Consider the following 18,287-nt stretch of genomic DNA (forward strand, 5'->3'; position numbering starts at 1 on the left):
ATTTTTTGAAAAAGATATTTCAATTAATCTTGTTGAGTGATCACTTCAAAAGTAATTGGAAGATATGTCATTCCCTGATTACTTCTAAAAGATATTTTCCAAGTTCCAAAGAATTCACACTCACCACACTCTTCTAAATCACTTGAAGATACAGGAGTAAAGTAGTGATTTACTGCATTCTTTGATCCATCATATTGTAGTGAATGATGGATTACACCATCAGGACGAATAAAGTCAATCATTCCTTTGGAATCAAGTGGAATCTCATCTCCAATCAAAAATACTGTATCATTGACATCATAGGTGCCATCCAAAATGGCAAATGGTCCTGAATAGAGGTTATTTGGATAACCAAAATCCTCAGAAACAGCCTCAAGATTGGAGTTCAAAGGTACAGATAAAGAAGTTTCAATTGCAGAATCATCTAATACAAGATTGATGATTATGGCAGATAGAATAACTAGAGGTATGCCATAAACAATCTTTGGGATTTTGGCATTCATTGTTTTCCCTCTTTTAGATTGAATGTTACATCACATTTCATGCAGTGATATTTCTTAGATTGGTAGTTTTTCAATAAAATAGAGTGTTTGCAGCCAATGCTTGGTTTGGTAATCTGTTTTAGCATTCAGAATTACCTCCAAAACATTTGCTGCACAAGACTTCACAAGAATCATTCAATGTTACTTGGACATTGCTTGACCAGCAACGATGGCATAGACCAACAAAAGTTGGAACATATAGGGAGGAATTGGCTCCCCATATGTTTGAACTAGGTGTTCTATGACTTATGCAAGTGCTGCGACTGTGTGACATAGCATCTCCTCATTGTACATGCATTGGCTGTGAAATCTTACTTCAGTTGGTTGCAAACATTTCGTACAAACTAGCTGAACTGGTTGATGGCAATGCAAGCATTGCTTTTCTATATCCAGTTCTCCACCACATTGTCTACACAAAGTGTCTGGCATTTTTGTTCACCTCAGGGGAAGTTTCTCCTACCAAACTTCCATTTGGAAAAAACTTCCTCGCATTCTGAAGAAACTCTTTCCACTGAAGATTTGAGAGAGTCTCTGACTTGTTTTAGGGATGAATTACAGTTCATTGTTCTTCCTCCAGTTTATTCAACTGACACTAGCTTGCCTTGAGGTTTTTCCTTGGCAAGTGAAATTGTCAGTTCCAAGACTCCGTTTGTGTATCTGGCTTTTGCAGAATTTTCATCTACTTTTGATGGTAGAGGAATCTTCTTTTCGTATTTTCTTTCTCCATGCTCGGCTGAAAGCAGTACTAGTTTATCTGACACATTTAGTTTGATGTCAGACTTTTCAATTCCTGGCATCTCTGAGACAATTTTGAGAGTACGTTCTTTGTCATTGACTGAAACGTCAACATATGGATCTCTCACTGTTGAATCTGCAAGAGAGTCAGTTGGTTTTGTATTTCCCCATTCAGTTACATGAGGAATGCCATCTTCACCTACAGTCTTTACGTAACCATAGTAGTATGGTCCAAAGGTTTGGACTGTTTTATTTGGATTTTCGAAAACATCTCCCATTGAAAAAAAGGGGCTCGATAATCTTCGAAATGTTCTTTCAAAGTGGTCATCAAACATCTTTTAATCACCGAATTAGTGTAATAGTGATGACAAAATATAAAGATTTTGCATAAATTATTCATAACTGACATAATGTCATATACATGACAATATTAAAATATCCAAATGGTATTCTCATCTCATGCAAAGTACAATTTTAGAATATGAAAATCAGGCAATGCCAAGATCTCAAAGACAGGTAAGTTACTTTTGCAGATTATGTAGAGAGTATGGAATTAAAACAAGAAAAGCACATCTACAAAATTTCCATAATGCAAGTAGAGATACCGTAACTAAGAGAAGCAATAATGATCTTGTTGATGTGATCTTTATCGAATCAAGATAAAATCAACAAAAAATAAAAATATTGAAAGGGGCAATATGGAAAAAAATGGCTACAGGGAAAGGTTGTAACATTTGTGAGAAAGAACATGACGGTGATTTTTACAGATTTTGTAAATGTTCATGCCATGGAAGAATTGCAAGAGAAATTGTGGGATGACATCCATAAAAATTTGAATCAATCAAGTGCAATATTGATTAATTTTTAGAAACTAAAGTTAATGAAAAATATTTTTTGTCATCAAGCCATGTATGTTTTAAGTCAAATCCTACATCATCAAGAAGATCATGAATTTGAGACATACGGTATTTATGAGAATACTCAGTATGGATTAATTCATCTTTTTTTAATTTTAATTCCAAATCAGATTTCGATATAACAATAGATTGATCAGATAATGATTTCAAATACATTTCAATTCGTTGATCCTTTTCATTGTAAATTGCATGATGTGAAAAGTTTTTGAGATTAAAATCAGCATCAAGCTCATCATTGATTCTAGATAAAACATTAAGGTTGAATTTAGCAGTCACACATTCAGAGTCGTTATAAGCTGATTCGAGAACAGATTTGTCTTTTACAAGGTCAAGTCCAATCAAAAATAAGTCACCAGGTTTCATTGTAGAATATATTTTCTCTAAAAATTTGTAGCCATCAACAGGTGAAAAATTACCAAAACTAGAACCTAGAAAAACTATAAGATTGTGTTTATCATCATATGTTTTTAAAAATTCTAAACCACCTTCATAAGTATCAATAATGCCAGTAATGGTAAGATTCTTGTAATCATTTAGAAGTTCTTCAGAGCTTTCAGTAAGAATTTCAGAGATATCTATGGGAAAATATTCAGTAGAACTTTGAGAAGTTGTCAAAAAATCTAAGATTAGTCGTGTTTTTGTGGATGAACCACTCCCTAGTTCAACTAATCGATATTCATCATCTAGAAATGAAGATAATTCAGTTTGTAATTTTTCTAAAATGGAAATTTCAGTTCTAGTAGGGTAATATTCTGAAACAGAACAGATTTTTTCAAATAGGGCAGAGCCTTTTTTGTCATAAAAGAACTTTGGATGAATAGATTTTGAATTTGTGCCTAAACTCGTAGAAATTTCTTCAGCAAATGTTTTTTCAATTTTTGTAGCATGAGGTTTGAAATATTGTAATCTAGAATCAACAACAAATTTTTTGTACTCTTTATTTTTCTGTAATGTGTCGTTCAAGTATTAGAATCTCGTTTAGTAGACTTAAAAGTTTTAACCCAATTAATTACGCATAAACTATATCTCTTGATATACTTCTAAATTCAACTATATTTGTTGGATGAGATTCTTAGAATAGAGCATTTGAAAAAACATTTCATCAAAAAAGGAATGTTTGGAAAACAATCAGATGTTGTAAGAGCAACAGACGATATTTCATTTTCTGTAAAGAAAGGAGAAGTGTTTGTTTTAGCAGGAGAATCAGGTTCAGGAAAATCTACAATTGCAAAATTAATTTTAAGATCAATACAACCAGATTCCGGAAAAATATTTTTTGAAAATAATGAAATTGATAATAATCCTGAAAATTTGCAGAAAATTAGAATGGGATGTCAAATGATTCATCAAGATCCGTATGATTCGATTAATCCAAGAATGAAAATCGGAGATATAGTTTCAGAACCATTAGAAATTCACAACATAGGGGATAAAAATGAAAGAAAGAAGAGAGTAATTGAAGTTCTTCAGGAAGTAAAACTAGAGCCAGCTGAAGAAATTATTAAAAAATATCCACATATGTTGTCTGGAGGACAAAGACAAAGAGTAGTTTTAGCAAGAGCATTATCATTAAAACCCAAAGTCATCTTAGCTGATGAGCCAGTTTCAATGCTTGACGTGTCAATAAGAGCTGAAATGCTAGAATTATTGCAGGAACTTCAAAAAAAATACAATATTTCATTTATCTACATCACTCATGATTTGGCAACTGCAAGGTATTTCGGTCAAAGAATAGGAATTTTGTATTTAGGTAAAATCGTCGAGATAGGACCTATTGATCAAGTTCTACTAAGCCCAAAACATCCATACACACAGGCATTAATTGATGCAATATCAGAGCCAAACCCAGATAATTTACACAAAGAAAAAAAAATTAGAATTAATGAACCAACAAACATAGGTATTCTTCAAGGCTGTAGATTCAGAAACAGATGTCCATACATCATAGATAAATGCGAATTAGAGCCAAATTTAGAGAAAATAGGAGTAGAACACTTTTCAGCTTGCCATGTAAAAATTAACTAAGTTGTTCTAACAGAAGGCATGCGTTTATCTTTGTAAGTAACAACATTTGAAACACCATTTTTGGGGAAAACCCCATAGATCAATTTTGCTTTTTGAACTACAGAGTCTTTTAGTGAGACCATAATGAATTGACTTTCTTTTGATCTTTCTTCTAAAATGTTTGATAAGCGTTCAGAGTTTGGAGCATCAAGGTGAGCATCTACTTCATCAAACAAGTAGAATGGAGAGGGTTTGAGTTTTTGTAAAGCAAGTACAAATACAATTGCAGCTAATGTTTTCTCACCACCACTAATGGAAGTAGATTCTCTTTTAGGTTTATTTGGAAATTGGATCAGGTAAGAGATTCCAGAATTAAATATATCATCTTCATTTTGTAATTCTAACCAAGCATTTCCACCAGTCATTTTATTGAAAATTAATTTAATTTCTTTATCGACCTTGTCAAATGCATCCAAGAATGTTTGACGTTTATCTTTTTCAATATTTTCAATGAATTTGACAATAGAGTTTCTTTCTTCCTCAAGAGAATTCTTTCTAGTAGACATGGAACGATAACCATAAGATACTTCCAGATATGTTTCAGGAGCCTTTGCATTTAGTGCATTAAGTGAAGCCAGTTCTGCAGATAATCCTTGAACAATTGACTCGACATCAAATGTTTCCATATCCTTATCAAAGCCAAACGCAGAGAGAATTTGCTGTAATTTTACCTCATTTTCCACCAAATCTCGTAAATCTCTATTCAAAGAATCAGATTGTCTCTCCAAAGTATTGATTTGTTTAGTTAATTCTCGATCTTTTTCAGATAGAACTTTTAATTTATCATCAAATTCTTTAAGTTGACCAATGGATGATCCTGATGTTTCAATAAGTTCTTGTTCTTTTTCTCTTAATTTTACAAGAATTTGATTTTTAGATTCTTTTTGTATTTCTAGTTCATTGATTTTTGTTTGTAATTCCTCTTTTTCTGAATTTAGTGAAAGTTCTTCATCATGGAGTCTATTAGATTGAGATTTTTCACGGTTATCTTGAGTTTCTAATGTTGTTAGTTGTGAAGCTTTGTCACGATATTCATTTGTGATTGTTGTGTATAATTTTTCAACTTCTGCTTTCTTAAGGTTAATTCTTGATAATTCATTTGCAATACGTGTTTGTTCACCACTTGCATAGTTGTCTTCCACGATAGAAATACGCTCTAGCAAAGATTCTACATGAGATTCATTTGTAAGAACTTCAGACTCAATATTTTGATCACGTGAAGTTAAATCAGCAATTCTATCTGTAAGTTGTTTTTTCATATTCAATGCAGATTCTATTCTAGGGGTAAGAGTAGAGTAGTGTTCATTAGTGGATGCCAAGGATTGTTCAGAGATTGAAAGACGTTCTGAATTTAATTGGATAGAATCATCTAATTTTTTAATTGCATTCTTTTTCAACAGAAGGTATTTCTTTACAGCATTGATTGATTGGAATAATCCATCAACATCACTGCTCATTGAAATTAATTTTGTAAGTTTTGATATCTTTGAGTCAATATCAATAACAACCGTACCACCTTTTGCCTCAAAGTATTCACCATCCATAGTAACTGCCTTGTATCCAGATTGGGAAACATTGTAAGCAGATTCCCGAGTTTTTGTGAGGACAATATTGCCAAATAGGAAGGTTTTGAGTTCAGAATAAGCAGGTTTACAACGAACAAAGTCTGAAAGTACACCTATCACACCAGATTCAGTAGGTAGTTTCAGATTGAATTTAGGAATTGAATCCATAGGGATTATCTTGAGTTTAGACAATTTTCTAGATCTTGCAAATTCTGCAATTCCAAGAAGAGTTGCAAAGTCTTTCACAACTATTGCTTTAATCCAATCAGAACTTACAGCTAATACAGAACGCTCATACTGTTTATCCCAAGAAATCATTTCATAAACAAGACCTTCAATTCCTAGTTGTTCTGCATCTTCTTTTAATTTTGCAACAGTGTAGTCTTCATGCATGAATCCCTTTACAGTTTTAATTTTTGATTCATAACGTGTTGCAGCTTGGTTAGATTTTTCAAGAATTTCACCCCACTCATCCATATCAGAAACAATTTTAGATTTTTTTGATTGTAATTTTTGAATTCTAGATTTTAGTTCAGTAATTGTTGCATTGTGATTTTTTATCATAGATTCTAATTTCAATTTTGATGAAGTGAGTTCTTCAATTCCTTGTTCAAGTCCTTGAAGTTTTACAGTGTTTGATTCAACCTTAATTTTTGATTCTTCTTTTTCGTGTTGAAGTTTAGAGAGTTTAAGTTTTGTATCATTTAATTCAGAAGTCAACGTCCTAATTTTTTCATCAATTTCAGATTTTTTAGCAGCTGCTTGTGATTGTTCATCTAAAATTTTATTTCTTTGGGAGTCAACAACTTCTAAATCAGAATTTATTTTGTTTTTCTTTACATTAGTTTCTTCAATTGATTCTTTAATTTTTAAAATTTGAGTATCAATGTCACTTCGGGCATTTTCAACTTCTTCAAGTTCTTGTTTTATTTCTGGAATTCTAGATTCAATTTGTTCTATTCTCTTCTTTGATGCAGAAATTGCACTGTTATCAATTTCATATTGTTCCATGGCAGTGGCAATTTCAGTGTCAAGGGCAGATTTTGCTTGAGTGTAATCATTTGCTTCAGTCATCAATTTTGATTTTTCAGTTTCCAGTGCTCCAATTTCATTTCTCAAGACACTTCTTTCATCATCAAAGGTAGTGATTTCAGTGGTGACCGAGTGCAAAGTAGATTCTTTAGACTCTTTTTGGCTAGAGATTACTTTGAGTTTATTGGCAGCTGCTATTGCCTTGTACCTATTTAGTTCACGCTCAAGAATATCATGACGTAGTTTCTGATTACGCTCTTCTTCAAGTTCATCGATACGTTTCTTGATTTCACCCATTTTTGCAAGAGCAATTTCCAGCCTTCTGTCTGCCTCATCAAGTTGTTTAACAGATTCAGCCTTTTTTTCGTCAAAATATGACAGCCCGATTAAATCTTCAATTGTTTTTCTTTTTTCTTCAGATGTGAATTCAGAGATTCTTGTAACGGTTCCTTGTTGGACTGCATTGAGTTGTCCCAATCCAGCATTTGCCATATCAAGCAAATCAAGAATATGACTTCGATTAGTTTTCTTTTTGTTCAGATAGTATGTATTTTCACCATTAGCATCCATTTCTCTTGTAATCTCAACAGTATCAGTATCAACAGGAATTTTTCGATCAGAGTTATCAAAATGAACACTAGATCTTGCCATTTTTGGTCCACGTCTATTTCCCTCAATATCGTGAATCAGTGATCTTAATTTGTCAACTCTCATAACTTTGGGTTTGTTTTCACCCATTGCAAAAATTATGGCATCTAAAATGTTGCTTTTACCAGAACCGTTTGGACCTGAGATCGATACAAGTCCTGGTTCAAAATGAACAGTCGTGTTCTTAAAACCAAATGACTTGAAACCAAAGATCTCAACTTTTTTTACATGAACCAATATCATTATTCACTCAAATGGTGAGATAATCGATGTTTAACAAGTTTAGTTGACACTATTGCATAATTTTTCTTGTTTTAGTATGATATTTTTCGTAACGGTAAAGACAAAATATTTTACAATAACCCTCTTGTGCCTACTTATAATTACCAAATAGTAGGGTTTACAGATATGACAAAACTAGGATTGATTCAAACTATCGCACATGATACAGATCAAAAAGCAATTTCAGAGGTTTCCAAAATTCTAAAAAAATTAGGTAAGAATGAAACTGAGATCGTGTGCCTACCTGAACAATGGTTAAAAAATAATCAAATTTCAGACTGGGATTTACAATTTAGAGAGTTTAAAGAAATTGCCAAAGACTTTCAGATGACAATAATTCCAGGTGCATTTTATGAAACAAAAAGAGGTCAATCATCCATAGTATCACCAATTATTGGACCAAAAGGTGAATTCATAGGAAAACAAGAAAAAATACATCCATTTGACTATGAGAAAGACAGGATCACGCCTGGAAAAGAGGCCAAAATTTTCAAAACTGCCTGTAAGTTTGGAGTGATTATCTGCTATGATATGGTATTTCCCAAAGTAGCAAACACATTAGCCACAAAAGGAGCCCAAGTGTTGTTATCTCCAAGTAGAATCGTCAAGCGAGGCATAGAACCATGGCAAATGTATGTTCAAGTAAGAGCATTAGAGAACAGAATCCCAATTCTTGCAGCAAATGTTGAGAATCAGAAATTTGGAGGCAATAGTATGATAGTAGATTTAAATCAAAATAACAAAGTAGTCACGACAAAAATCACAAAACTAAATGGCGAACAAGGAAGATCACATGAATTTGACCTTAAAAAATATGAATCAATAAGGAAGAAAAGATTTTCAGATTCTAATGAATTTCAATAATTAGTCGCCTGCAACAAACTTTTCACATGCAGCCTTTGCTTTAACATCTGAAGTTTGTTCAATTGGATGTTTCATTAAATATGCACTTGCAGGTTTAATTGGACCACCAACTCCTCTATCAAGAGCAATTTTTGCAAGTCTAATTGCATCAATTACAATTCCTGCAGAATTTGCTTTGTCATCTACTTCTAAACGAACTTCCATGTTGTAAGGAATGTTTGCCCATTGACGTCCTTCAATTCTCATAAACATGAGTTTTGTGTTACCTAAAAAGGGAATAAAGTCAGAAGGGCCAACATAAATTTGATCATCATCCAATCTTTCATCGAGTTGGCTTTGAACACTTTCAGTTTTAGAAATTTTCTTTGAAACAAGTCTATCTTGTTCTTTCATGTTTAAGAAATCAGTATTACCACCTACATTGATTTGGTAAGTCTTTTCAATTTTTGTACCTCTATCATTACATAATTTTGCTAATGTTCTGTGAACAATTGTTGCACCAACTTGTCCTTTGATGTCATCACCAATACAAGGAATATTTTTTTCAGCGAATTTTTTTGCCCAGGTCTCATCTGATGCAATGAATGAAGGTATACAGTTTACAAATGCAGTGTTGGTGTCAAGGCAAATTTGTGCCCAATATTCAGTTACTTTATCAGAGCCCACAGGTAAGTAAGATACGATTATTTCAACACCAGTGTCCTTGATTACTTGTTTTACTTCTTTAGTGATTTCTTCAACAGATTTTGGATTTTCAACAGGTTTGATTCTATTTTCCACCCATAAACCAACACCATCCAAAATGGGGCTTTCGTAAATTTTAGCATCAGTTTTTGGCAATTCATCTTTTGGAATCCAATCAACCATGTTGGGATATGCATAGATTGCCTCATGGAGAGGTTTTCCTACTTTATTTTCACCAACATCAAATCCACAAACAAAATCAATATCATGAATACCATAACCAGCTAATTTATCATGAATAATTCCAGTAACTTCTTGATCAGGATTTTGTCTATAATACTCAATACCTTGAATTAAACCTGAAAAACAATTACCAATTCCTACTAATCCTACCTTAATTCTACCTGCCATTCGAAAATTGGTGTTATTGGGCGGGTTTAAAGTTTTCTTAGAGAAATTAAAAAAGCAACAAAATTAAGGCAGGATTTTATACTTGACATCGACGATTAAGATCATGTTAGAACCAGGTCGTCCTGTTAAAGACATAGAAATTAGTCCAAACATGCCAATAGAGAAAATTTTTGAAGAGTTATCTCAATCAGGAGGATTTGAATCAGTGAATCTTTCAGACGGTTTAGAAATTCTAACAGAAATGATTTCAGACAAACAATGTCTCAAATTTGTTTCATTTGTAGGTGCTGTAATTTCAACAGGTCTAAGAGGAATCATCAAAGATATGATCAAAAACAAATGGTTTGATGTAGCAATTACAACATGTGGTGCATTAGATCATGACATTGCCAGACATTTTTCACATTACAAAGAAGGTTCATTCACAATGGATGATAGAGAGTTAGCAGATCAAGATATTCACAGATTAGGTAATGTTTTGGTGCCTATGGATAGTTATGGACCACTAATTGAAGAAAAAATGCAGGCATTCTTAGAAGAAGAATATCAAAACGGGGTAAAAGAAATGACGACAGCAGAAATTTGTAAAATGATTGGAAAGCATTTAGGAGAAGATTCATTTCTTTATTGGGCATACAAAAATGACATTAGTGTTGTAGTTCCAGGAATTATGGACGGAGCAGTAGGAAGCCAAATTTGGCTATTCACACAAAAACATAATGATTTTAAGTTAAACATGGTAGGAGATGCAAATTTACTTTCAGGATTTATTTTCAAAGCTGAAAAATCAGGAGCTTTTATGATTGGAGGAGGAATTTCAAAACATCATACATTATGGTGGAATCAGTATAGGGAAGGATTAGATTATGCATTGTATATTACAACTGCACAAGAATTTGATGGAAGTCTTAGTGGGGCATTAGTTAGAGAAGCAATCTCATGGGGAAAAGTTACACAAAAAGCTAAACAAGCAACACTTCATGCAGAAGTTACAACAATTTTACCATTTATTTATGCAGCACTAGTATCAAAATTACAAAAATAGACAAAACCTATTATCTAATAAAAACAAAAAGTAATCATGTTTACCAAAATTAAAATTAAAGAATTTGAGCCACTTAATTTAGAAGGAGGTTATCTCATCGATGGTTTTCCGTCAGCAGGTTTTAGCAGTGCAATTGCAACAGAATCAATGGTACATACATCGAATTTTGAATTAAAAGGAATTATTGATTCAGATACATTTCCCCCAATTAGCATAATCAAAGATGGAAAACCAAACTATCCATCAAGAATTTTTGTTAACGAAGAATTGAAAGTCAGCGTATTTTTATCATATCTCACACTTGATCAATCACTACACAAAGTTACAGCCAAAACAATGCTCAAGTGGGCACAGAAACACAAAATTGGATTGATTGTAAGTAGTATTGCTGTAAAATCCCCTAATGAGAATGAAGAATTGATTGGAATTGGAAGTACTGATTCAGCAAGAGAAAAAATCAAGAATGCAGGATTAAAAGTTTTAGAACACGGAACAATTCCAGGAATTCCAGGTGCATTATTAAATCAGGCAAGTATAACAGGACAAGATGTCATTGTAATTATTTTTCATACAAATGGGCAGGGACCAGATTTCAAATCAAGTGCACAATTATGTATGGCAATGTCAAAACTTATTCCAGGAACTTCATGCGATATTCTTGCTTTGCAGCAAGAGGCAGAAAAAGCTGAAACTGTTATCAAAGAAGCAGAAGAAGAATCAAAGCACATGAAAGATTCTATGTACATGTAAGTTCTTTTGACTATGTTTATTTCATTATCAAAATAATAAAAATTTGATAGATGGAACAGTTTTTAGAATTTGCAGTTTTAGTGATAGTTATCTCAGCATCAGGAGTCATGGCCCCAGGACCACTTTTTGCAGCAAACATATCATATGGATTGAAAGAGGGTACAAAATCAGGCATCAAAATGGCCACAGGTCACGCAGTAGTAGAATTACCTTTAGTAATTTTGTTGGGAATTGGTGTTTTTTCGTTAGAAAACTTTCCAGAATTTAGAATAATTATTTCTATTTTAGGAGCAATAACACTTTTTGTTTTTGCGACGTTACAAATCAGAACAGTTCTTAGAAAGAAAGAGTTTTCAATTAAAAATCAAAAACAAGGGGCGTTAATTACAGGGGTTTTACTAAGTGGTTTAAATCCATTTTTTATTATTTGGTGGTTAACTATAGGATTCAAATTAATTTCAGATGCGATGTTGATTTGGGCATTTTCAGGCATGCTAATCATGTTTGGATTACATATTTGGATGGATTTTGCATGGTTAGGAGCAATTTCATTTTTGGCATCAAAGAGTTCAAAAATCATTTCCAATAAAAATTACAAAATATTGATGATAGGATTAAGTGGTATTCTGATTTATTTTGGAATTACATTTTTGCAAGAAGTACAATATTAACCACAATCAAGGATTTCTATTTGAGGTTCACAAATATCATTAAACAAGTCAATCTTTTCAACAATCACTTCACAAAGTTCTGGATCAAGTGTTTCTTCATAAGAGTTAATTTCATTTAAAATCATCACATGTTGTACGCCACAAGAAGAATTAGAAAACAGTATTACAAGTATTGAAATTAAAATTCCACTTAGAATTATGAGAGGGATTTTAAAATTATTCTTTTGAAATGTCAATTTCCATGGTAGAGACATTACGTTGCTTACCATCTTGAGAAGTTAGTGAATCAGATGAAATTCTTACATCGCTTATTACATAACCAACAGAGTCCATTCGTTTTACAATCATTTGAGATACATCAACAGCTTGAGTAATTCTTTTTCCCCTAGCTTTTATGGTAACAGTTGGTCTTGTCGAAAGTTGAGTTAAAGTTGCAGAAACATAAGTCATGATTGGTTTTGTACCAACAAAAATCACATCACGTTCTTCTGAGGATTTAGAGTGTTCTGGTGTTGGTTCAGGTTCTGGTGTTGGTTCAGGTTCTGGTGTTGGTTCAGGTTCTGGTGTTGGTTCAGGTTCTGGTGTTGGTTCAGGTTCTGGTGTTGGTTCAGGTTCTGGTGTTGGTTCAGGTTCTGGTGTTGGTTCAGGTTCTGGTGTTGGTTCAGGTTCTGGTGTTGGTTCAGGTTCTGGTGTTGGTTCAGGTTCTGGTGTTGGTTCAGGTTCTGGTGTTGGTTCAGGTTCTGGTGTTGGTTCAGGTTCTGGTGTTGGTTCAGGTTCTGGTGTTGGTTCAGGTTCTGGTGTTGGTTCAGGTTCTGGTGTTGGTTCAGGTTCCGATTTAGTTCTAGAGTCAAATTCAGATAAAATATCTTCTGCATCTTTGGATTTTTTGTCACTCAATTCTTTATTCCTTTAATAACAAAATTCTCTCTCGCTTTTATTTAATTTTTCAGGTCTTGCCCCTTGAGATAGTCATCAAATAATTTTTCTAGATCGTCATCATTAGTAATTTGCTTGATTTTTTCAACAAGATCTTTTTCTTCAATCTCATAACAATTCATAACATCTTGAGAATCTTTGAAAACTAACATTGCCTTTTCCTTGAAAATACAATGATAGAGTTTCTCTTTTTCCATTTTTTCAGGTTTTATTTTTAATCCATTTTCATCAACAGAAACAGGATAATCCATAAAAGATGTAAGCAAATTGAGTATTTAGATGAATACACAATATAGTAATAATCTAAAGTTCATCTCATAGTATTGGAAACAAGAATCGTTTTCCACATAGATTTTGATTATTTTTATGCTCAGTGTGAAGAGATAAGATCACCAGAATTAAAATCAAAACCAGTTTGCGTATGTGTCTTTTCAGACAGAGGGGGAGATAGTGGAGCAATTGCAACTGCAAATTATACTGCAAGAAAGTACGGTGCAAAATCTGGAATACCAATAGTCTTTGCTAAAAAAAGATTGGGAGAAAGAAAAGATGCTGTGTTTTTACCCGTAGATTTTGATTACTATTCAGAAATGTCTGAAAAAGCAATGAAGATCATAGAAGGATTTTCAGATGTTTTTGAATATGTAGGAAGGGATGAAGCATATTTGGATGTGACAAAAAGAACAGAAGGTGATTTTCATAAAGCTAGTCATCTGGCACAGCAAATTAAAAATTCCATAAGAGAGAAGACAAAACTTAGTTGTTCAATTGGGATTTCCCCAAATAAATTAATTTCAAAGATTGCATCAGATTTTCAAAAACCAGACGGACTAACAATAGTTTCACCAGAAAAAATCGAGGAATTTTTAGAATCATTAAAAATAAGAGACATTCCAGGTATTGGTAAAAAAACAGAAGAAAGATTTGTTGAAATGAATTTAGAAACAATTGGAGATGTAAAAAAACTGGATGTTTTTACTTTGAATAAAGAGTTTGGAAGAAAAAGTGGAACTTACATCTACAATGCAGTAAGAGGAATCGATGATGAGCCAGTAAAAAGAAGAGAACCTAGTATTCAACACGGAAAAATTGTTACTCTAAAAAAAGATTCAAAAGATTACAAATTTCTTTTAGAGAATTTGTCAGAATTATGCAAAGAAGTACATGAGATAATTCAAAAAAAGAATCAAATGTTCAAATCAGTTGGAATAAGTTTTGTTCAATCAGATTTATCAAACAAATCAAAATCAAAAATGCTCAGAAATTCTACTATGAGTTTAGAAGAATTAGAAAAAACAGCAGAACAATTACTAAAAGAAGCACTAGAAAATCAAACAATCACCATCAGACGATTAGGAGTCAAAGTTTCGGAACTTTCAGAGAATCAGGGACAAAGAGACATTACGAGTTATTTTTAGAAATACCATCTCGTTCTTCTTGTTTTTTGAGACGTCTAGATTCTATCAATATGACGACTAGAATGAATGCAAATAACCAAGGCAGGAACATTATTTCGCCTGCAATTTTGTGATATTCCTCCCAAGCCACAGGGTCAGTTGTTACTTTTAGTGCATACCAAGATAAAGAGAAAATACGAATCAAGTTTACAGTAATTGTTCCAATAATACCCAAAACAAAATACATTGATTTTCTTGCTCTAGGGATATTCATCTTGAGCATAAATGCACCAATAACTAATGAGAAGATGATAATACTATGAACGCCAGCTGATGGCCAAAATACTTGCAAGGCCATTGAACCATGATCTCCACGTAAGAACATGACATTGTCTCTTGCAACAGCAGTACCAAGTTCAAGTACGGTAATCACCCAAACATTAGCTTGTACAAAATATGGAACGATGTATTGTAAAGGACCTAATGTATCATATGGGAAAAATGCATCAAGAGATAAAATAATTGCAGTACCAGTTAAGAAAATAGGTCCAGCAGGAGCAATCCTAATCCATCTCTTTCCAAAGAATATAGACAATGTAACAACAATAAATATTGCCATGACGATAAAGTCCCACATCCATGTCCAAGAATAGATTAGTTGAACATCAAACTGTTCTGCAGATGTAACAATGTAGTCCCTTAAACCATATTCTAATGAAATCAGATAAGAGATTGTCAGTAATGCAATAGGAATTACTGCAAGTAAGCGTTTTTTTGAAATTACAATCTTGAGACCAATTAGTTCAGCTACAACAAAAACAAGTGCAAAGAGATATCCACCTCGACCCTCATTCCAACTCCAAGCTACAGAATCAGGGTATGCGATCATTGAAAATAGAATCGGACTGGCAATTATCAAAATTCCAGCAATCAAATTCCAATTTTGCATTATGTTAAACTTGAAAAAGGCAAATAAATAGCTCGACTTTGAAAATTTCCTAAATTCATTTATTCATAATCAAATGGGAAAAGATGCTAATCTTCAGCATCTTCGATTTCATCGGCGTCTGGATCTCGCCTACTTGGCCTAATTGGAACATAAATGAATGTCACACAAGTAATTCATCAGACTTTAAGATACGTCCAAAGGTTGAAAACGTTTGCCTAAATGGTGATTTCTAATGAATCAAATCAAAGATCAAATTTACATTCAGTTTTAAGGGATTTTACAGTTGTAAAATAGGTAATTACTAAAACCCCAATAGCAATTATCCGAAGAGGAATTTCATAATTAGTCAAAAATGCAGTTGCAGTTGCACCAACAGAACCAAATGTTGAGATCACTGCAAATCCAATTGGACCACAACTACATGCTCCAGCTGCTGCACCAACAAAAGAACCAATAACACCACCACCCATTTTTTTTGTTGAGCTTTTTAGCACACTAATTCTAAAAATATTCATTGGAAGAACTAATGCAGACAATCCAGAAAGAATCACAATTAGTGCAAACCCCAATTCAGTCCCAACAGGGAGATGACTTACAACATAAGGTTCTAAGAAAATATACTCAGATATTATCAGTAATCCAATAAGCATTGGAACGAATATTGCAAAAGAAAGAACGATGTATTTAGGATTTGAAAAAACAAATTTTATTGTACTTGCCATCTATACCAGTGGATCCAGAACTTGTTTAAAGACAGAGAATGGTTGTGCCCCACCAATCTGTTGTTGTCCATCTGGACTTACAATAAAGAATCCAGGAGTTCCTCTTACACCATGATCTCTTGCTTGTTGAGTGTTATATTGAACACGTTTAGAATATTTTCCAGAATCAAGACAACTCTCAAACAATTCCATATCCAACCCCATTGAAAATGCAAATGCCTTTAGTCTTTCAGTGTTGGCCCAACCACCATCGATTTTATCTTCTTGTGCATTATACAACATGTCATGATACTCCCAATACTTTCCTTGATCTTCAGCACAGTAAGTTGCTTGAGCTGCAGGACTTGAATCTCTTCCCAAGAATGCCATATCAACAAAAACCAAGTTAGCTTTTCCAGTGTCAATATAATCACGGGTTATAGCAGGTTTTGTATTGTGGAACCAATTGTAGCATTGATGGCATTGGTAATCGCCAAATTCAACAATAGTTACAGGTGCAGAAGGGTCACCTAGTATAGGAGAGCCCATTGCAGTAGAAATAGTTCCATGACTTCTAGTCATGTCAAGATTTACAGTTTCATTAGGAGTAGAAGACAAAGATGCAGCCACTCCAGCAATAATTGCAATAACAACGACGCCTATAATCACGCCTTTTTTGTTCATGTTCAAAAGAAATTAGATGAGTTAAAAAAACTTATTCCAAATTATGAGAAGATTTTCGTTTAAACAGATTAGTGAATTTTGCAATTGCAGTATCAATTGGACAAACTTCACATTGAACACCAGATGAGTGGCTGTCTAGATGTTTTTCAAATCGTTCTCTAGATTCAAACACAAGATCACATTTTTCACAATAAACCTTTGAAACATTATTTCTTGATGGTTTATCCATAACAAATTACAGGAATTAGTGCTTATAAAGATCCTGTTGAAAATCAACATATGAAAAAAATTCTGGACAAATTTGTAACCGGATTTTTTGTAGTAATATTAGGAGTTGTATGGTATTGTAGTACAAAATTTTACATCAAACCAGATAATCATTCAATAGTTGTCTATGATATTTTTGGTAAAGAAGTCAAACTAGATGGAGTGAGAGTTGATTTTAAAACACATAATGTAGCACAAAGTTACATTTCAGAATATAAAAAAAGATTTCCACATTACAATTTTGCAATGGCAATAGAAGTTCCAGAAATTAGAAAAAATACAATACCTAGAATTTTTAAGAAGATTCAGAGATAATGAATTCTCATATGAGTTTCTAGTTCAACCTGATACTGAGTTACAAATCCGCAATGAGAGCATGAGAACATCTCTTGTTGTGGAGGAGCTTGTCTTTCAATTACTTTTCCAGATACAGAAGTAATACTTATCATGTTATGATTTCCAATAACAGCAAAATTTCTACCCTCGCCAATGGAATCTAAAAATTCCTTGATTGCAGTAATTACAGTGTTAGTATCAATTACCTCATCATCTTCTAAAGTAGATAAAGTAAATTGATTATTTTTTAGAGTTGGAATAGCTGCTACTTGATCTGATACATACACTACAAGTTCATGTTTGATTGAGATCACATCTTTACAATCAACAGTAAGCATGAATATTTTGAGTCAAATCGATATTTTAGTTTAACAATTATCGAAAATGATTATTATGGTTCAATATGGTGGTTTTTGTAGATGAGTGATTCAGAAACTTTTGGAGTTGAAAAAGGTCACGGTGAAGAAGTAGTTGCATGGTTAAACGAACATGCAAAATCTCAAAAAATAAAACTTGAGGCAAGACTGTATGGATATACTGTATCTACAAAGAATTTTGGAGAGTTTGAAATGTTTTCATGGATAGGAGATGTTCAAGTGGCTAGAAAAATGATAATCAAAGTAAGTAAGAGATTCAAAGTCAAAGTTATCGAAGGAGGATACAAACCAAAAGAAAAAGTATTCAGTATGAAAAAATTTGATTTTGCCAAAGTCAAAAAAGGAGACAAAACAGTTGGGCAATTAAAATTTGCAGCAACAAGATTTGGAAATGCTCATTGGGAAATTGAAGAGGAGGAGCGTCATTAGA

22 protein-coding genes are annotated in these 18,287 nt (G+C 33.1%); 9 read left to right on the top strand and 13 right to left on the bottom strand.

Features of this window, described 5'->3' with window-relative positions; all coding sequences use genetic code 11:
* Positions 1-23: 23 nt before the first annotated feature.
* Both Nisw_RS01615 and hsp20 read right to left on the bottom strand, forming a co-directional pair.
* Entirely contained in the window at positions 24-503 is a 480-nt protein-coding gene (locus Nisw_RS01615) for a hypothetical protein (RefSeq protein WP_255430812.1), read from the bottom strand.
* A gap of 617 nt (positions 504-1,120) precedes the next feature.
* A complete protein-coding gene (gene hsp20 / locus Nisw_RS01625) occupies positions 1,121-1,612 on the bottom strand; it encodes an archaeal heat shock protein Hsp20 (protein WP_185736643.1) in 492 nt (163 codons plus the stop codon).
* 124 nt (positions 1,613-1,736) lie between these two features.
* On the opposite strand from hsp20, the gene Nisw_RS01630 reads away from it, so the two are divergent.
* Positions 1,737-1,940 (top strand): hypothetical protein, encoded by a 204-nt coding sequence (locus tag Nisw_RS01630; RefSeq protein ID WP_141975937.1) that lies wholly within the window; start codon positions 1,737-1,739, stop codon positions 1,938-1,940.
* A gap of 194 nt (positions 1,941-2,134) precedes the next feature.
* On the opposite strand, the gene egtD is transcribed toward Nisw_RS01630, so the two are convergent.
* On the bottom strand, positions 2,135-3,157 hold the full coding sequence (gene egtD / locus Nisw_RS01635) for an L-histidine N(alpha)-methyltransferase (RefSeq protein ID WP_141975938.1): 1,023 nt from the start codon (positions 3,155-3,157) through the stop codon (positions 2,135-2,137).
* A gap of 96 nt (positions 3,158-3,253) precedes the next feature.
* On the opposite strand from egtD, the gene Nisw_RS01640 reads away from it, so the two are divergent.
* Positions 3,254-4,219, top strand: a complete 966-nt coding sequence (locus tag Nisw_RS01640) for an ABC transporter ATP-binding protein (protein ID WP_141975940.1) — start codon at positions 3,254-3,256, stop codon at positions 4,217-4,219.
* Here Nisw_RS01640 and Nisw_RS01645 read toward each other — a convergent pair.
* Positions 4,216-7,740, bottom strand: coding sequence for a chromosome segregation SMC family protein (locus tag Nisw_RS01645; RefSeq protein WP_185736644.1), 3,525 nt, complete (start codon positions 7,738-7,740; stop codon positions 4,216-4,218). The two genes, Nisw_RS01640 and Nisw_RS01645, sit on opposite strands and share 4 nt — an antisense overlap.
* Positions 7,741-7,911: 171 nt before the next feature.
* Between Nisw_RS01645 and Nisw_RS01650 the strand changes: the two genes are divergently transcribed.
* Positions 7,912-8,649 (top strand): carbon-nitrogen hydrolase family protein, encoded by a 738-nt coding sequence (locus Nisw_RS01650; RefSeq protein WP_141975944.1) that lies wholly within the window; start codon positions 7,912-7,914, stop codon positions 8,647-8,649.
* Here Nisw_RS01650 and Nisw_RS01655 read toward each other — a convergent pair whose 3' ends face one another.
* Positions 8,650-9,744 carry an inositol-3-phosphate synthase gene (locus tag Nisw_RS01655; protein WP_141975946.1) on the bottom strand — a complete coding sequence of 365 codons (1,095 nt, stop codon included), beginning with the start codon at positions 9,742-9,744 and terminating at the stop codon, positions 8,650-8,652. It abuts the gene before it with no gap.
* A 103-nt stretch (positions 9,745-9,847) separates the two neighbouring features.
* Here Nisw_RS01655 and Nisw_RS01660 point away from each other — a divergent pair, with 103 nt between their 5' ends.
* The 3 genes from Nisw_RS01660 to Nisw_RS01670 are packed head-to-tail and all read left to right on the top strand — an operon-like array spanning position 9,848 to position 12,210.
* Positions 9,848-10,789: a deoxyhypusine synthase gene (locus Nisw_RS01660; RefSeq protein ID WP_141975948.1), complete on the top strand. Its 942-nt coding sequence runs from the start codon at positions 9,848-9,850 to the stop codon at positions 10,787-10,789.
* Between the two features lie 36 nt (positions 10,790-10,825).
* Positions 10,826-11,539, top strand: a complete 714-nt coding sequence (locus Nisw_RS01665) for a proteasome assembly chaperone family protein (protein ID WP_141975949.1) — start codon at positions 10,826-10,828, stop codon at positions 11,537-11,539.
* A gap of 50 nt (positions 11,540-11,589) precedes the next feature.
* Positions 11,590-12,210: a LysE family transporter gene (locus tag Nisw_RS01670; protein ID WP_141975951.1), complete on the top strand. Its 621-nt coding sequence runs from the start codon at positions 11,590-11,592 to the stop codon at positions 12,208-12,210.
* Here Nisw_RS01670 and Nisw_RS01675 read toward each other — a convergent pair.
* From Nisw_RS01675 to Nisw_RS01685, 3 genes are read right to left on the bottom strand one after another with little or no spacing between them, the layout of a single operon-like run.
* Positions 12,207-12,446: a hypothetical protein gene (locus Nisw_RS01675; protein WP_141978441.1), complete on the bottom strand. Its 240-nt coding sequence runs from the start codon at positions 12,444-12,446 to the stop codon at positions 12,207-12,209. The genes Nisw_RS01670 and Nisw_RS01675 overlap by 4 nt on opposite strands.
* Entirely contained in the window at positions 12,427-13,107 is a 681-nt protein-coding gene (locus Nisw_RS01680) for a DNA-binding protein (RefSeq protein WP_141975953.1), read from the bottom strand. Before Nisw_RS01680 ends, Nisw_RS01675 begins: the two co-directional genes overlap by 20 nt.
* 41 nt (positions 13,108-13,148) lie before the next feature.
* Positions 13,149-13,397 (bottom strand): hypothetical protein, encoded by a 249-nt coding sequence (locus tag Nisw_RS01685; RefSeq protein WP_141975955.1) that lies wholly within the window; start codon positions 13,395-13,397, stop codon positions 13,149-13,151.
* Positions 13,398-13,469: 72 nt separating this feature from the next.
* Here Nisw_RS01685 and dinB point away from each other — a divergent pair, with 72 nt between their 5' ends.
* Positions 13,470-14,564, top strand: coding sequence for a DNA polymerase IV (dinB, locus tag Nisw_RS01690; protein ID WP_141975957.1), 1,095 nt, complete (start codon positions 13,470-13,472; stop codon positions 14,562-14,564).
* Here the strand turns inward: dinB and artG are convergent.
* The 4 genes from artG to Nisw_RS01710 form a co-directional block, all read right to left on the bottom strand.
* Positions 14,548-15,492, bottom strand: coding sequence for a thaumarchaeosortase (gene artG, locus Nisw_RS01695; RefSeq protein ID WP_141975959.1), 945 nt, complete (start codon positions 15,490-15,492; stop codon positions 14,548-14,550). The two genes, dinB and artG, sit on opposite strands and share 17 nt — an antisense overlap.
* A 242-nt stretch (positions 15,493-15,734) precedes the next feature.
* Entirely contained in the window at positions 15,735-16,214 is a 480-nt protein-coding gene (locus tag Nisw_RS01700; RefSeq protein ID WP_141975961.1) for a hypothetical protein, read from the bottom strand.
* Positions 16,215-16,877, bottom strand: coding sequence for a DsbA family protein (locus tag Nisw_RS01705; RefSeq protein WP_141975963.1), 663 nt, complete (start codon positions 16,875-16,877; stop codon positions 16,215-16,217).
* Positions 16,878-16,908: 31 nt separating this feature from the next.
* The gene (locus tag Nisw_RS01710; RefSeq protein WP_048068868.1) at positions 16,909-17,106 is read right to left on the bottom strand and encodes a zinc finger, C2H2 type protein; all 198 of its coding nucleotides are present in this window, start codon (positions 17,104-17,106) and stop codon (positions 16,909-16,911) included.
* A gap of 50 nt (positions 17,107-17,156) precedes the next feature.
* Here Nisw_RS01710 and Nisw_RS01715 point away from each other — a divergent pair, with 50 nt between their 5' ends.
* Complete coding sequence (locus Nisw_RS01715) at positions 17,157-17,459, top strand: hypothetical protein (protein WP_141975965.1); 303 nt, start codon at positions 17,157-17,159, stop codon at positions 17,457-17,459.
* Here Nisw_RS01715 and Nisw_RS01720 read toward each other — a convergent pair.
* Positions 17,450-17,818: a C2H2-type zinc finger protein gene (locus Nisw_RS01720; protein WP_141975967.1), complete on the bottom strand. Its 369-nt coding sequence runs from the start codon at positions 17,816-17,818 to the stop codon at positions 17,450-17,452. The two genes, Nisw_RS01715 and Nisw_RS01720, sit on opposite strands and share 10 nt — an antisense overlap.
* Before the next feature lie 81 nt (positions 17,819-17,899).
* Here Nisw_RS01720 and Nisw_RS01725 point away from each other — a divergent pair, with 81 nt between their 5' ends.
* On the top strand, positions 17,900-18,286 hold the full coding sequence (locus Nisw_RS01725; RefSeq protein WP_141975969.1) for a hypothetical protein: 387 nt from the start codon (positions 17,900-17,902) through the stop codon (positions 18,284-18,286).
* Position 18,287 lies beyond the last annotated feature (1 nt).

The sequence above is a fragment of the Candidatus Nitrosopumilus sp. SW genome (genome assembly GCF_006740685.1).
GTDB lineage: Archaea > Thermoproteota > Nitrososphaeria > Nitrososphaerales > Nitrosopumilaceae > Nitrosopumilus.